The following is a 14,138-nucleotide window of genomic DNA, read 5'->3' as shown; positions in this document are numbered from 1 at the left end:
CTCGCGCACCGGCTCGCCCGCAGGCGCGTCCGCACTAGTGCGGACGCGGCGCGGTTTCCATGGGTTTGCCGCTGTCGCGCCAGGCGCCGATTCCGCCCGCGAGGCTCGAGGCGTCGTAGCCGGCGCGCCGGGCCAGGGCGGCGAAGCGCAGGGACACCTCACCGACCGGGCAGACGAAAACCAGTGGGCGCGAGCGGGAGAAGGGGATGCCCTGGGCGAACATGTCCTCGAGTTGGTCGTCGCGGATGTTCGAGGCGCCGGGGACGTGTGCGATGCGGTAGGCCATCGCGCCTCGGGTGTCGACGATGGTGGGGCGGGCGGTGCGGTCGAGTTCTTCGAGTTCGTCGGGGGTCAGGGCCGGGGTGGCGGCCAGTTCCCGCGGTGAGGGTGGCTGGGCGCGAGCGGCTTTGCCGAACAGCTCGGGGCGGCGCTTGCGGATGTAGGAGAGGTAGGGCTCGATGCGGTCGCAGACGATGAACACCGCGACGGCCGGGCGATCGAGCTCGCTCAGGAATTCGCGCGCCGCGGCGTAGGCGGCTCCGCTGGTGGGCCCGGCCAGCACGCCGTGCCCGGTGGCCAGTTCCAGGGTCGCGTCGACCGCGCGCCCGGCGTCGATCGGCAGGATCCGGTCGTAGAAGTCGGGCTGGAACAGGCCCACGTCCCACATCTCGGTCTCCGAGCGGATCCCGGGGATGAAATCGCCGCGTTCGGACACCACGGCGACGGTGCGCAGTTCCGGATTGTGTTTGCGCAGGAACGTCGCCGCCCCGCGGGTGGATCCGGTGGTGCCGAGCCCGCCGATCAGATAGTCGATCCTGGTGATGCCGTCGCGCGCCAGGTCCTCGTGGATCTCGCGGCCGGTGCCCTCGTAGTGCGCCTCGATGTTCTTCTCGCTGGTGTACTGCGAGGGGTGGTGCCAGGCGCCGGGCGCTCGGGCCATGGTGGACTCGATCACCGAATACACATCGTTGGGCGCGGTCGGGTCCGGGCACTCCGAGAGCCCGGGCAGCTCCTCGATGTCGGTGCCCAACAGCTGCAACAACTCCCGCACCTCGGTGACCTTGATGCGGTTGGTCACCGCGCGCAGCCCGATGCCGTGCATGGCGCCCAGCACCCGCAGCGCCTTGGCGGTGTTGCCGCTCGAGGCCTCGATGAGCGACTGCCCGCGTGCGGCCAGCCCGTCGAGTTCGTCGCGAATCATGCCCCACGCCACCCGATCCTTGACCGACCCGAACGGGTTGTAGAACTCGAGCTTCGCGTACAGCTCGACATCGCGGAGTCCGTGCACGGCCGGATCCAGGCGCAGCAGGGGGGTGTTGCCGATGAGCTCGGTGATGTGGTCGTAGCGCATCATCGCACCTCGTGCCATTCGGATCCGGCGGCGTGCCGCGAGGTGCGCGCCTCGGCCTCCGGCTCGTAGTCCTCGTCCCGGCACACCGCGAAACCACCCGGTCGCTGCGCGACAGCGAGTTTCGGCGGCACCGGATGCATGGACGCACGCGCTGCCGAAAGGTCCATGTGATAGGCCCCGGTGTTGGGGAACACCACCACGTCACCCGGGCGCGGCGGATGGGGCAGCCACACTTTGTGATTGGTGATCAGGTCGCGTTCCAGGCACAGTCGCCCCGCTAGGAACACCCCGACCGGACCCGCCTCGTGCGCGTGCGCGGCACCGGGCAGCAGCACCGGATCCACCATCACCTCCTGATCGGCCGGAGTGACGGTGTCGCGGCTGACATCCAGATTCACCAGCGTGCTGCCGTCGGCGGTCTCCTTCACGAATTCCACCCGTGCCGCGGTGATTCCGGCATGATCCACCAGCGCCTTGCCCGGCTCGAGCCACACCTCGAGCAGATTCTCGGCCGCGACCTGCCCGAAAGTACGCCCGCCGTGCGCGTCCAGCCCGGCCGCGAGCAGATCCGCGAGCATCCGGTCCGCGGGCACCGTATTGGCGTACTTGTGGAACACCGGCGTCCCGTGCACCGCGCCGCCGTCGAGATGGAATCCGAAGGTGTTGCCGCCCCAGGTCATCGGCTCGCCGTGCCCGAGCAGCGATTCGCGCAGCGCGAGCACGTATGCGTCGAACGCGTCCGCGTCCGCGGTGAACACCTGCCGGAACCCGCCTCCGATATTCAGCACCGTCGGTGCGAGCCCGTGTTCGTAGGCCCGTTCGGTCAGCGCCAGGCAACTCTCGACCGCCCGCAGCCGCTCGGCGGGTTCCCCGGAATCGAGATGAAAGGCGAACCCGCGGAAGTCGATCCGCTCGCGGTATTGCGCCAGCATCGCCAGCACCTCGTCGATCTGCCGTAACGTGACGCCGAAGCGGCTCACCGGAGTGCCGGGAAAACCGCTGACCCGCACCAGGACCGGCACCGGCGTGCGCCCGCCGGCCAGCTCGGCCAGTCGCCGCAGCTCCCATGGGTTGTCGATGTTCACCGTCGCGCCGGCGCCCACCAGATCACGCAGGAACGCTTCGCCTTTCGGACCGGTCACCTCGATCCGGCTCGGCCCGAACCCCGCTCCGATCGCCCCGGCCAGCTCCGCCTCCGAGGCCACGTCGATGCCGATCCCCGCCTGTTCGGCGGTGCGCACGAAGGCCCGGGACTGATTCACCTTGTGCGCGTAGCAGATTCGATAGCCGGGCACCGCGGCGGCCAGTACCGCCCGCAATCGCTCGAGATTGTCGGTGAACACCTGCGGGAACACCAGGTGCGCGGGCGAGCCGAACCGGTCGAGCGCATCGTGCACCGCGCCCGGGGTATCGAGGAACTCGCGCACCAGGGGCGCTATCTTGCCCGGCAGTGCGGGTGGTGCGGCCGCGTTCATCGGATCTCCTGTCGCCCCGGGGCACTGCGGGCACGTGGTGGTCGGTGAATCGGAGTACGGCCGTCACACAGCGGTGTCCGAGGTCGCGTGCGCGGGCAGATCTAGCGTCGGGTTGTAGCCGCCGTCGCGCAGCGCCTCGAACGCGCGATGGCGGTTGCGCGGACTGCGGAAGTCCGCGACCACACGTTTGCTGATCAGATCGATGTCCCGCACCCCGATGCTCATCGACTCCAGCACCCCGGTGATGGTGCGCACGCAGTGCTTGCATGTCATGTCCGGCACGAAGAACACCTGATCCTCGGCCGTGAGCTCGGTGTCCTCGGACCCGGCATCGACCGGGACCTCGGCGAGGGTGAGCCGGTCCACGATCGTGGTGAACAGGTCGGTGAACCGGTCCACCACCAGCGGCAGCACGCTGTAATGCGCCCCGTCGAGCTGGTGCGGCATGGCCGCCAGGCACGCGGGCCGGGTGCCGGCCGGCACCAGCGCGTACTGCCGGGAGATCAGATCGAGTTCGTCGTGGTACTTGGCAATGGCCTCGGGCACGCTCAGGCCCTCGGTGGTGGTGGCGCGCCGCATGATTCGATGCGCGTCCTCGATCGTCATATCCTTCATCGACCGCAGGGTCGCGACGGTCTCGGCCGAATAGCGCACGGTGCCGTCGAGCTGGGTGGACAGGGTGACCGCGATCATCCCGCGCCGATAGCTCGAGGCCTGCAACTCCCAGAACCAGCGCGTCGCGACCGCGCCGTAGATCCCCGAATCGCGCATCCCGAGCGCGAATTCGGCCGGTGTGCGGTACGGCGTCCAGCGCGCCAGCAGCGCGTGCTGTGCCAGCGCCCGCCCGCACGCCTCGATCCCGACCCGGAAGATGTCGAGCGGATCGTGATCGGTGGTGGTGCCCTCGAGCACCGCGTTGTCGCGTGCGCTCACCGCCGACACGCGCTGTGCGAAAGTCTCGTCCGCCTCCAGGGCATGCCACAGCGCGAGCACCGTCTCGCGCATGGCGATCGGCACCAGCGGTCCCAGTCCGCCGATATGGAAGTGCCCGGTGTTCGGGATGCCGTCGCTGTCGGTCCACGCGATGCGATGGGTGGCGCTGGTGACCTGATCGGCGCGGCACGGGCGCATGAACCGCTCCAGATACAGCCGCTGCGACAGCGTCAGATGCGATCCGGGCTCGGTACGCAGTGGCGCACAGGTGTATTCGATACGCCGTGCCGGGGGCGCCTGCGCCCCGGCGCACAGACCCGGACGGGCCAGCACCGCCAGCACACGGGACGCGGCCCGACGGTCGTAGCGCGGTTCGTTCGTCGTCAAGTGACCTCCTCGGCAATCGTGGTGACACACTCGGTGAACCGGTCGATCTCGTCGAAGGTGGTGTAGACGTGGGTGCTGACCCGCACCGAGTTCTCATCGGCCGGTGCGTCCTCGGCCGGGACGCAGTGCGCTCCGGTGCGCACCAGGAACCCCAGTTCACTCAGGACGAAACCCACATCGGTGGAGCTGATTCCGGGCACGGTGAAGGACACGATCCCGTACCCGGTCTCGCACGGGGCGTGCGCCGGACCCGGCAGGAACTCCACTCCCCGCACCCCGCGCAATCCCGCGAGCAGGCGCTGGGTGAGGGCGCGATTGTGCGCGTGGACGGCGTCCAGCCCGATCTGTTCGAGGGTTCGCAGTGCCGCGCCGAGCGCGAGGATGCCCGGAAGATTATGGGTGCCGCCCTCGAGCAGGTGTGGCATCTCGCCAGCGTGCAGGCCCGACTCGCGCAGCGTCACACCCGAATTGCCGCCCGGTAGGAACGGCGTCAACTCCGGGTGCCTGCGCCTGCGGCAGTACAGCACGCCGGTTCCGGGTGATCCGAACATCTTGTGCGCGGAGAACACCGCGAAATCGGCGTCGAGTTCGTCCACCCGTACGGGAAGGTGCCCGCCGCTCTGACTGCAGTCGAAACACAGCGCGATATCCGGATCGATGCGCCCGCGCAATTCCTCGAGCGTGTTGAGCGCCCCGAACACGTGATGCAGATGCGCGACGGTGATCAGCCGGGTGCGCGGGCCGATCTTGTCCGCGATGTCGTCGATATCGGCCTCGCCCAACCCGTTCAGACGATAGGGCACCAGCCGGATCGTGCGCCCGAAGGAGGCCAGCGTGCGGGCCAGGTGATGCCACGGATAGACATTCGACGCATGATCGCGTGGGCTGAAAAGGATTTCGTCACCCTCGCGCAGGTTCGTCAGCCCCCAGGAGAGCGCCACCGCGTTGAGCCCGGCGGTCGCCCCGCCGGTGAAGCACACCTCGTCCGGCTCCGCGCCGATGAACGCCGCCGTTCGCGCCCGCACCGCGTCGATCTCGCGGGTGAGGCCGCTCGCCCACGGGTAGGTGCCACGTCCGGAATTGGCGGTGCGCGCGCTGTGATAGCGATGCACCGCCTCGATCACCGCCAGCGGCTTCTGCGTGGTCGAGGCCGAATCCAGGTATACCGCACCGGTTTCGGACAGGGCCGGGAACATGGCACGCAGCGCAGCGGATCCCGGCTCACGCAGCGCAGCGGATCCCGGTTCACCCAGCGTGGCGGACCCGGGTTCGGGCGCAGGGGAGGACCCGGAGGCGGAAACAGGTGCCGCAGACCGCACTGTACCGCTCCCTCCCAGGAGTACGCGCTGAACGCCACCAACGATACGCACATTTGCCCGTGGGCTCGAAGGTTCTCGCGGACAAGCGGTTTCGCGGCGCGGCTGTGGCGCGCGAGCCGGTTCGAACGGTTCAGCGTTCCGGGCCGCCGGGGTTGCACAGCGCGTTGACCGTCGCCTGGTACCCGACATCGGGTCTCCACGGTTCCAGATTCCAGCTCGGCTTGTCGGGCGCGACCACCCGCGCCCACTCCCAGTGACAGATGAACTGATCGCGCATGCCGGGGGTGTCGGCATCGGGTGCGGAGCTCAGCACCTCCTGCCAAGCCCGCTCACCCGCGGTGGGGAAGGTGTCCTTGCGTCCGGGCTGGGTGGGGTAGACCAGGAGGCGGCGGCCGTCGATCGCGTCGGTCCATTCGGTGTGATCGATCAGCGGCTGCTCGGCGAACAGATCGACCTGCGGCTGCTGAGTGAAGGACTCACTCACGATGGGCGCTCCGGTCCGGGTGATCGCCGCGGCCGGCGCGCTCGGGGTCGAGGTCAGGGATCCGACGATCACCGGCGAGGACTCCTGCGCCGCGCCGCATCCGGTTAGTACCAGTGCGAGAAATATCGCAGTCGAGCCACCAGCTGGTTTCCAGCGTTGCCACATGGGCAATCGCCCCTTTCCGTTCCTCCGAGCTGCGCCGAGCCGACGCCACCAGCCAATACCGGACGATCACCGATCGCTCACCGGTATTGAAACAACAGCATCCCGGATTAGCCAGCGCTGGCACGTTGGCCCAGACAGCACCTACGATGTCACGCGCAGGGCGGTTCCCGAAAGTGGGGGCGGCCCCGCGACCGTGGTACCGGATGGTGTCTGTGCCCGCGTCGTCATGAGCGGCACGGGGACGTGGGATGGACTGTAGGGGCGCCGAAATATGGCAGCGACTGTGAAACTGCTTGTCTGGGAAGTGGACAACACCCTGTGGGACGGGGTGGTGTCCGACTCGACCGAGGGTGCGGTACGCACCGAGGCCGTGCGCTCATTGCGCACGCTCGGCGAACGCGGGGTGATGCACGCGGTGGCCAGCCGCGGTGAATTGGCCTGGACCGATACGAAACTGCGCCGCCATCACCTGGCCGAGCAGTTCGCCGCGCTGGAGGTGGGCTGGGGACGCAAGTCCGCGGCCGTGGCCCATATCGCGGAAACCCTCGGCGTCCCGCTGGATCAGGTTGGGTACATCGACTCCGAGCCGCTCGAACGCAACGAGGTCGCGCACGCGCTGCCGCAGGTGCGGTGCTATGCCGCCCGGCACGTGGACGTGCTGCCCGCGCTGCAGGAATTCCGCGCGCCGCTGGGTGACGTGCCGCCGCCAACCTCGCCCATGGGGATCGCGCACATCCACGCGCGCTGACCCCCGAACGAGTCACGCGAGGTCCTGCGCGCTCGGGACCGGAGTCGAGACCGCTCCCGCGCTCTGCAAGTCCGTCGAGGACGCCGCAGGAGCGAGCGCGGCGGGTGTGCGGACTCGACTGGGCACCCCGTATGCGCTCGCTGTCTCGACTCACTCGGTTCCTGGCCGGCGTGCTCCGCTGTTTCGTGCCCTGCCCGACTCGACTGCCACCGGTCCCGTCGGTGATCGGCAGCGGCCGTCACGCCGAAGGGCTCAACAACGGCAAGGCTTAACAACGGCAAGGGCCGGACAACGGCAAGAATTGAACTGCGGCAAGAGTTGGACAACGGCCCGGAAGCTCCCACAGCTTCCGGGCCGTCTACGTGCTCCGGGCACGGTGTGTGCCCAGCGTCCCGCCGTCGCCGTCCGGTCCAGCGCGTGTTCGTGTCGGGAGTCTGAGGTCGACACGAACACGAGGGGGTGCATTCTTCGGACGGCGCGAACTCACGGTCCGCCTCACCAACACTCGGAGCAAACCGGCATCGATCCGCACTGCCCGTGAACGTCTGCCGGTCCCACTGAGTGTCACGTCAACAGCGCCCCCACGCCCGCCGGGGAGCACTGCATGGCACATCAGGTCGCGGAGTTGGCACTGCCGGTCGGATGCCTGACAGATGCCGCACGCGAATGAGATTGCAACTGTAACAACACTATTCGCACGGTGTCCGGCAACGCCGATTCGGGTGGTCTCGCACGGGTATCACCGCCATCGTGCGATCCGGCGCTGAGGGCATCGGGATCGCGCACGCGGATGGGGCTCGCTTTCGGCGGACGTGCCCGCCGAACGGGCTCGCGGTCGAAGGTCTCGACACGCCGACTTCACCGCGTCGACGCCGCTCGGCACCGCGCACCTGCGAGTGTCGTACGCGCCGGGCGCGGCCCGGCGTGTGAGACGCGTGCACCGCACGCGTGTCCACCACACGAAGGGAGTTCCTCCGGCATGAAGTCCGCCATGACCGCGGCGAGGGTGTTGGCGCTCGCGCTCGTCCTGGCCTCCTGCTCGCACTCCTCGACGCAGGATTCCGGCGACCGGTTGCGACACTTCTACGACCAGCAGCTGTCCTTCGGCGATTGCGACGGATACGCCACCACCGACGGCGATCAGCAGGCCATAGGAAGCAGTCCGGACTTTCGCTGCGCGCGACTGGAGGTCCCGCTGGACTACGGTGATCCCGGCGGCCGCACGGCGAGCATCGCCGTGCTGAAGGCGCCCGCGCGCGGTGAGCGCATCGGCTCGCTGCTGCTGAACCCCGGCGGTCCGGGCGGTCCCGGTATGGCCATGGCCGCCGTGGGCGCGAAGACCTGGGCGCAGAGCCCGATCACCGAACGCTTCGACCTGATCGGTTTCGATCCGCGCGGGGTCGGCGCCTCCACACCCGCGATCGAGTGTTTCAGCGACGCGGAGACCGACGCGGGCACAGCCGCTTTCCCCATGGCCTCGAGCATCGGCCGCTGGACCGCCGAGGACACCCGGGCGCTGGTCGATCGCTGTGCCGAACGCTCCGGCGGCCGCGAGGTACTCGCCCATGTCGGCACCCGGGATGCGGTGCGCGACATGGACATCCTGCGCGCGGCCCTGGGCGAGGACAAGCTCAGCTACCTGGGGCAGAGCTACGGCACCCGCATGGGCCCCGTCTACGCCGAAACCTTCCCGAAGAATGTCCGCGCCATGGTCCTGGACAGCGCCATCGATCCGCACGCCGGCACCACCGAGCGGCGCATCACCCAATTCGAGGGTTTCCAACGGGCTTTCGAGAAGATGGCGGCGGACTGCACCACTCGCCCCGACTGCCCCCTCGGCGCCGACCCCGCCCAGACCACGACGGCCTTCCAGCAGCTGGCTCGCCCACTCACCGATCACCCGATCCGGGTCGGTGACCGATCGGTGGGCTTCGCCGACGTGTGGGGATCGGTGACCGCCGGCCTCTACGACTCGGCGGCCTGGCCGGTGATCATCAAGGGTCTCACCGAAATTCGCGAGGGCCGCGGCGACACCATCGTGAAACTGAGCGACGCGTTCGGTGGCCGAGGTGCGGACGGGCGCTGGCCCAACTTCGCCGAGGCCGCCTACGCCATCAACTGCCTCGACGAGGAGCGTCATACCCCCGAGCAGGAAACCGACCTGCGCCGCCGCCTCTACGAGGTGGCCCCCTACATGGATCCCGGCCAGGGATACGAGGGGGCCCGCGACGGCTGCGAATCCTGGCCCGCGCCGCCCACTCTCGGCTACCCGTACGCCGTCGGAATCCAGGGTCTCCCGCACACTCTCACCATCGGCATCACCGGCGACCCCGCCACCCCCTACCCCGGCAGCAGGTCCCTGGCCGCAGCCCTGGGCGGCGCCCTCCTCACCGTGGAGGGTGAACAACACACGATCGCCCTGTCCGGCACCAGCCCTTGCGTCAACGACATCGTCGCCGACTATCTCGTCACCTTGAAAACTCCACCCGCCGAGGCCCGCTGCACCCTCTGATTTCGCGGGAAACGCGAGCGGTGCACGAGGTCTCGTGAACCCACGGGTGCACCGGACGAGTTTTCGCGGCATCTGTTCCGCTCACGTCCGCACTGTCGGGGGCCGGGTCCCAGGATGTCCGAACGCATCTGGACGAATCGTCCGCCCGGGCCGAGGTGGAATATGTGATCGGTGTCGTGGTCGGAGCAGGCCGCGGTGCGGATGATCGCCCGGCCTGGTCAGCGTTCTATCTGCCTGTCGTGTCCGGTGGGCGGCCGCGGCACCGGGGGTGTGGCGAGGTTGCGGTGAGCGGCGCTGGAGTGGTGCGCCAGTGTGGCCAGGGCTCTCGAGGTCAGCTCGAGGAGATTTCGCCGGCGCGGGAGATCCATGGCGGTGTGCCGGAGCTCGTAAGCCAGTGCCCGGATCTCGGCCCGGAGCTCGTCGAGCTCGGACTGGGGTGTGTCCGCACCTATGCGTCGTGACCGCCTGATGTTGTCGGCGAATCTGGCTTCCAGACTTCGCATATCGCGGCACCTCCCTGCGCGGGCCTGATCAATCCAGGGTAGGAGCGTGCCTCGCCGCCGCAAACGAGAACGGCCCGCCGTGAAAAGGCGGGCCGTACGGAAAACCGATCGTCAGGCGGATTCGATCTTCCCGCTGCGGATTTCGACGATCGGCAGGATCAGTGCGGCCGGTGCGCCGACCGGCACCACGGGCCGGTTCGGAGCGACGGGGGAGATGCGGTGGTAGCCCGAGCCCTGGGTGGGGCGGGTGTCCTGCTCGCCCTTGTTCGGCCACATGGCCGCGGCGCGTTCGGCCTGGGCGGTGATGGTGAGGGACGGGTTGACGCCCAGGTTGGCCGAGACCGCGGCGCCGTCCACGACACTGAGCGTGGGGTAGCCGTAGACGCGGTGGTACGGGTCGATGACGCCGGTGCCGGCGTCCGCGCCGATCACCGCGCCGCCGAGGAAGTGCGCGGTGAGCGGGATGTTGAACACCTCACCCCAGGTGCCGCCCGCGACACCCCCGATCTTGTCCGCGACCGCGCGGGTGACCTCGTTGCCCTTGGGGATCCAGGTCGGGTTGGGTTCGCCGTGACCCTGCTTGGAGGTGAGCTTGCGTCCGAACAGTCCGCGCTTGGTGTAGGTGGTGATCGAGTTGTCCAGATGCTGCATGACCAGCGAGATGATGGTGCGCTCGCTCCAGTTCCGCACCGACAGGAACTGGATCAGGGTGAAGGGATTGCGGATCGCGGTCCACAGGAAGCGCAGCCAGCGCGGCACGCGCCCGCCGCCGTCGACCATGAGCGTCTGCAGCAGACCCATCGCATTGGAACCGTGACCGTAGCGGACCGGCTCGATGTGCGTATCGGGGGTGGGGTGGATCGAGGAGGTGATCGCGACGCCGCGGGTGAAGTCGCGAGTCGGATCCACCTTGCGGGTGGCCGCGCCGACGATCGACTCGGAATTGGTGCGGGTCAGCACGCCCAGTCGCGGGGACAGCCCGGGCAGCACGCCCCTGTCCTTCATCGCGAAAAGCAGCTGCTGGGTCCCACGGGTACCGGCCGCGAGTACGACATGCTTGGCGGTATAGGTCCTGGGCTGCTTGCGCACCCACGCGCCGGTGCGCTCGGTGCTCACATCCCAGGTGCCGTCGGCGGCGGGCCGGACGGTGTTGACGGTCGTCATCGGAATGACCTGTGCCCCGGAGGTTTCCGCGAGGTACAGGTAGTTCTTGACGAGGGTGTTCTTGGAGTTGTGGCGGCAGCCGGTCATGCACTCGCCGCATTCGGTGCAGCCGGTGCGGCGCGGGCCCGCGCCACCGAAGTACGGATCGTCGACGGTCTTGCCCGCCTCGCCGAAGAACACGCCGACGGGGGTCTGCACGAAGGTGTCACCGCAGCCCATCTCCTCGGCGACCTCCTTGAACACCTCGTCCGCGGGTGTCATGTGCGGGTTGGTGACCACGCCGAGCATCTTCTTGGCCTGCTCGTAGTACGGGATGAGCTCGTCGTGCCAGTCGGTGATCTCGCGCCACTGCGGATCCTGGAAGAACGGCGTCGGAGGCACGTACAGGGTGTTGGCGTAGTTGAGAGATCCGCCGCCGACGCCCGCGCCCGCGAGGATCAACACATCGCGCAGCGGATGGATGCGCTGGATGCCGTAACAGCCCAGTTTGGGCGCCCAGACGAACTTGCGCAGATCCCAGCTGTTCTTGGGCAGCTCGTCGTCGGCGTAGCGCATGCCGGCCTCGAGGACGCCGACCCGATAGCCCTTCTCGACCAGGCGCAGCGCGGTCACGCTGCCGCCGAAGCCGGACCCGACGATGAGGACATCGAAATCGGTCTCGCGTTGGGTCATCGGGAATCTCCCTTGTCGTCGTCGACAGTGTGGCGGCGGTTACGCTAACGCGGACAGTTGGAACTGTCAACGTTTGAGGGTTGCGGTATCTATGCTGTTCCCGTGGATCGATACAACGCCGCTCCGGAACGACTCAGCCGCACGCAGCTGGCGGAGCTCAGCGGTGTACCCGCGCGGACCATCCGCTACTACCACTCGCTCGGTGTCCTGCCCAAGCCCGGCCGGGCCGGCAAGGAGGCCGTCTACACCGGCGAGCACGTGGAGCGATTGAGTGCGATCACGGCGATGCAGGCGCGCGGCCTGCGCCTGGACGCCATCCGCGAGGTCTTCGAGGGACCCCGGGATGGGGAGTGGCACGCGGTGTTCGATCCGCGCTACGGCGACTCCGCCGATCCCGGCGCGGTGGTCGACGACGAGGGTCTGTCGGATCTGCTGGGGGATCGCCGTGCGGACGTCCTGCCCGAACTGCTCGCCAACGGGTACGTGCACGCGTTCGACGGCGGCTGGCGGATTCCGGAACCGGCGATGCTGACCGGCGCGCTGGTGCTCTACGACCTCGGCGCCGATATCTCGCTGTCGGGCACCCTGCGCGCGCTCATCCGGACCAGGATCGCTGCTCTCGCCGATGAGATGGTGATCGCGTTCCGGGACGCGGCGGCCACCAGTTACGGCGGCGACGAGATTCCGATCGATCTGGACCGCTTCCGGGACAGGTTCCGGGCCGCCGCCCGTGAGGTGGGCGGCGCGACCCTGGCCTCGGAGATCGAGCGCGCGGCACGCGAACTCGACGTCTGAGGGCACCTACGGAACCGTCACCGGGTGATCGCAGCTGGCCGGGGGATCGATCAGCCGGCATTCGGACGGGCCGCGCACCGGCAGGTATCCTGCGGGCAGTCCGCCGGTGTGCACGATCTGCCGGTAGGTCTCCACCGCGTCGGTGGGCTTGCGCGCGAGCTTCGGGTCGGTCAGCACGTCGACGGTGTAGAGGCCGAATCGCGGTGTGTAGGAGCCCCACTCGTAGTTGTCGGTGATGCTCCAGTAGTTGTAGCCGACGATCTTCATGCCGTCGATCTTGGCGCGCTGCAACCAATAGACGGTGTCCCGCAGATGATCGGAGCGGGTGTAGCCGTCCGCGCGCGCATTGCCGTCCTGGGTGGGCATGCCGTTCTCCACCACCCACAGCGGCTTGTCCGGGAACATGCGCGAATAGTGTTGCAGCGCAAAGTAGATGCCCTCGGGGCGCACGGGCAGATCCCACATCCCGACGGGCGGGGCGGCGGAGCCGTCGGGCATGTTGACGGTATTGGCCTCCGATGCCTGGATGCCGAAGTAATAGTCCACGCCGATGAAGTCGAGCTTGTCGCCGATGCGATCCATCAGCGGCCCGTTCACCTGGGCCTCGGCTCCGGCCACGTATCCGACATTGCTGGTGACCAGCGCGTTGGGCTGCACCTGGTGGATGTAGTCGTAGATGTCGTTGTGCGCCTGCGCGACTCGGTCCAGCATCTCGTCCGCGACGGTGTCGTTCTGGCGGACCTCGTGCATGATGTACGCGACCGGCTCGTTGATCGTCACCCACACCGGGTGCCGCTCGGCATACCGATCGACGACCTTGCGCGCATTGGCCAGCCAGTCGTCCACCATGGCCGGGTTGTTCCAGCCGCCGCGATCGGCTTCCCACCCCGGGTACACCCAGTGATCGAGTGTCAGCATGGGTTGCATGCCCGCGTCGAAGATGGTGTCCACCACCGAGTCGTAGAACGCGAAGGCGTCCTCGTCCCAGCCGTCCGGAGTCGGCTGCACGCGTGCCCATTCGATGCCGATGCGGAACACCTTCACCCCGAGGCTCGCGGCCAGCGCGATGTCATTGGGGTAGCGGGATCGGAAATCGTTCGCGTTCGCGTAGGAATCCCAGTCCGGATTCGCCTTGATGTACCGCTGCCAGTTGCTGTCCTGGGAGTGGCCCTCGGATTGGAAACCCGAGGCCGCCACTCCCCACAGGAAGTTGTCACCCAGCACCCCGTGTGCGCCGCCCGTGGGGGCCGGCGGGGTGGCGTGGCCGATGGTGGCCACCGGCAACAGTGCCGAGGCCGCGGCGACCGAGGCCAGGACGAGACGGCGGAACCGTGCGCGCATCGGGGACTCCTCCTTGGGACAAAAGGGGGAAATGTCCCGATTTGGAGAGTAGCTGTCAGTTAGCTGAATTCCGGTGCAGGGCGGCGCGTGTCGGAGCGATCCGGGCGGGTCCGTTATCGCGGGAGAGTGAGCGGATCGAGGCAGCTGCCGGCGGCGTCCACGAGCGAGCAGCTCACCGGTGCCCGGGTCGGCAGGTAGGACGCGGGCACGCCGCCGTCGCGAGTGATCAGGCGATAGGCCTCGACAGCGTCGGTGGGGCGGCGGGTCAGCGCCGGGTCGTTCAGGGCAT

At 68.4% G+C, this 14,138-nt stretch carries 11 protein-coding genes; 3 read left to right on the top strand and 8 right to left on the bottom strand.

Annotation, left to right across the window (positions count from 1 at the left end; all coding sequences use genetic code 11):
* Window positions 1-34: 34 nt before the first annotated feature.
* The 5 genes from NJ1_RS03375 to NJ1_RS03355 all read right to left on the bottom strand — a co-directional run bounded on the left by NJ1_RS03375 (window position 35) and on the right by NJ1_RS03355 (window position 6,021).
* Window positions 35-1,351, bottom strand: a complete 1,317-nt coding sequence (locus NJ1_RS03375) for a pyridoxal-phosphate dependent enzyme (protein WP_067687423.1) — start codon at window positions 1,349-1,351, stop codon at window positions 35-37.
* Window positions 1,351-2,826, bottom strand: coding sequence for a type III PLP-dependent enzyme domain-containing protein (locus tag NJ1_RS03370; RefSeq protein ID WP_067687385.1), 1,476 nt, complete (start codon window positions 2,824-2,826; stop codon window positions 1,351-1,353). Before NJ1_RS03370 ends, NJ1_RS03375 begins: the two co-directional genes overlap by 1 nt.
* Before the next feature lie 63 nt (window positions 2,827-2,889).
* On the bottom strand, window positions 2,890-4,146 hold the full coding sequence (locus NJ1_RS03365; RefSeq protein ID WP_067687383.1) for a heavy-metal-associated domain-containing protein: 1,257 nt from the start codon (window positions 4,144-4,146) through the stop codon (window positions 2,890-2,892).
* Entirely contained in the window at window positions 4,143-5,465 is a 1,323-nt protein-coding gene (locus NJ1_RS03360) for an aminotransferase class V-fold PLP-dependent enzyme (protein ID WP_245717192.1), read from the bottom strand. Before NJ1_RS03360 ends, NJ1_RS03365 begins: the two co-directional genes overlap by 4 nt.
* A gap of 130 nt (window positions 5,466-5,595) precedes the next feature.
* Entirely contained in the window at window positions 5,596-6,021 is a 426-nt protein-coding gene (locus NJ1_RS03355; protein WP_245717191.1) for a DUF2599 domain-containing protein, read from the bottom strand.
* A 364-nt stretch (window positions 6,022-6,385) separates the two neighbouring features.
* Here NJ1_RS03355 and NJ1_RS03350 point away from each other — a divergent pair, with 364 nt between their 5' ends.
* Together NJ1_RS03350 and NJ1_RS03345 are read left to right on the top strand one after the other, a co-directional pair.
* Window positions 6,386-6,862: an HAD family hydrolase gene (locus NJ1_RS03350; RefSeq protein ID WP_067687379.1), complete on the top strand. Its 477-nt coding sequence runs from the start codon at window positions 6,386-6,388 to the stop codon at window positions 6,860-6,862.
* Between the two features lie 979 nt (window positions 6,863-7,841).
* Window positions 7,842-9,374, top strand: a complete 1,533-nt coding sequence (locus tag NJ1_RS03345; RefSeq protein WP_067687378.1) for an alpha/beta fold hydrolase — start codon at window positions 7,842-7,844, stop codon at window positions 9,372-9,374.
* A gap of 218 nt (window positions 9,375-9,592) precedes the next feature.
* Here the strand turns inward: NJ1_RS03345 and NJ1_RS03340 are convergent, their stop codons facing one another.
* Together NJ1_RS03340 and NJ1_RS03335 are read right to left on the bottom strand one after the other, a co-directional pair.
* Window positions 9,593-9,877 carry a hypothetical protein gene (locus tag NJ1_RS03340; RefSeq protein ID WP_067687377.1) on the bottom strand — a complete coding sequence of 95 codons (285 nt, stop codon included), beginning with the start codon at window positions 9,875-9,877 and terminating at the stop codon, window positions 9,593-9,595.
* Between the two features lie 111 nt (window positions 9,878-9,988).
* The gene (locus NJ1_RS03335; protein WP_067687376.1) at window positions 9,989-11,713 is read right to left on the bottom strand and encodes a GMC family oxidoreductase N-terminal domain-containing protein; all 1,725 of its coding nucleotides are present in this window, start codon (window positions 11,711-11,713) and stop codon (window positions 9,989-9,991) included.
* A gap of 102 nt (window positions 11,714-11,815) precedes the next feature.
* Between NJ1_RS03335 and NJ1_RS03330 the strand changes: the two genes are divergently transcribed.
* Entirely contained in the window at window positions 11,816-12,508 is a 693-nt protein-coding gene (locus NJ1_RS03330) for a MerR family transcriptional regulator (protein WP_067687375.1), read from the top strand.
* Window positions 12,509-12,514: 6 nt separating this feature from the next.
* Here the strand turns inward: NJ1_RS03330 and NJ1_RS03325 are convergent, their stop codons facing one another.
* Window positions 12,515-13,849, bottom strand: coding sequence for a family 1 glycosylhydrolase (locus NJ1_RS03325; RefSeq protein ID WP_067687373.1), 1,335 nt, complete (start codon window positions 13,847-13,849; stop codon window positions 12,515-12,517).
* Between the last annotated feature and the right edge of the window lie 289 nt (window positions 13,850-14,138).

Source organism: Nocardia jejuensis NBRC 103114 (genome assembly GCF_001613145.1).
GTDB lineage: Bacteria > Actinomycetota > Actinomycetes > Mycobacteriales > Mycobacteriaceae > Nocardia > Nocardia jejuensis.
This window is presented reverse-complemented; position numbering and strand designations above follow the sequence as displayed.

Excerpts from the sequence above, each read along its gene's own strand:
- NJ1_RS03345 (WP_067687378.1), top strand. The coding sequence starts at position 7,842 with ATGAAGTCCGCCATGACCGCGGCGAGGGTGTTGGCGCTCGCGCTCGTC.
- NJ1_RS03370 (WP_067687385.1), bottom strand. The coding sequence starts at position 2,826 with ATGAACGCGGCCGCACCACCCGCACTGCCGGGCAAGATAGCGCCCCTG.
- NJ1_RS03340 (WP_067687377.1), bottom strand. The coding sequence starts at position 9,877 with ATGCGAAGTCTGGAAGCCAGATTCGCCGACAACATCAGGCGGTCACGA.
- NJ1_RS03375 (WP_067687423.1), bottom strand. The coding sequence starts at position 1,351 with ATGCGCTACGACCACATCACCGAGCTCATCGGCAACACCCCCCTGCTG.
- NJ1_RS03335 (WP_067687376.1), bottom strand. The coding sequence starts at position 11,713 with ATGACCCAACGCGAGACCGATTTCGATGTCCTCATCGTCGGGTCCGGC.
- NJ1_RS03350 (WP_067687379.1), top strand. The coding sequence starts at position 6,386 with ATGGCAGCGACTGTGAAACTGCTTGTCTGGGAAGTGGACAACACCCTG.
- NJ1_RS03325 (WP_067687373.1), bottom strand. The coding sequence starts at position 13,849 with ATGCGCGCACGGTTCCGCCGTCTCGTCCTGGCCTCGGTCGCCGCGGCC.